We start from the raw sequence: 465 nt of genomic DNA, 5'->3' as shown, positions 1-465 counted from the left end.
ATGGTGACTCTGAGCTGGCAATCGCCCTGTGCGGTACGGAAAATACCAACAGRGACTTGTTGCTGAGGGTGGAAGCGGAAGGTTCTAAATAGGAGAGAAACTCTGCCCTTAAATAGGGCGCTTTCTCTGCCAAGTAAGCCAGTTGGGCAGCATCAAAGCGAAGTTCTGCGAGGCGGTCGATTTCCGCACGAACCTCTTCCACTAAATCAGACAAGTTGTCATCCGAGCGAACGATCAGTTCGTAGCGCACTTGCGTTTGAGGATWAAATCGATACGCGGCTTGCATCATTATTGATTTTATAGACATCTAAATCAAGAACACTTTGAATAATGGCATGGTTGAAAAAGTGGCGCGCACATGTATCTGTTTTCACCCTATTTAGGTTAAGAACATTTTGTTCATTAATGTGCTGAACTCTAAATGAGAGAGTGTAGTTTGTCAATTTTTGTTACTAACGTCTCATG

Annotated in this window: 1 pseudogene; it reads right to left on the bottom strand. The window is 44.1% G+C overall.

Annotated elements, in window-relative coordinates:
- Nucleotides 1–360, bottom strand: a pseudogene (locus CIK04_RS29565) (nicotinate phosphoribosyltransferase); the annotation flags it as partial.
- Nucleotides 361–465 lie beyond the last annotated feature (105 nt).

The sequence above is a fragment of the Vibrio sp. 03_296 genome, from assembly GCF_002265885.1.
The sequence above is the reverse complement of the archived record's forward strand: the minus strand, read 5'-3'. Positions and strand labels throughout refer to the sequence as shown.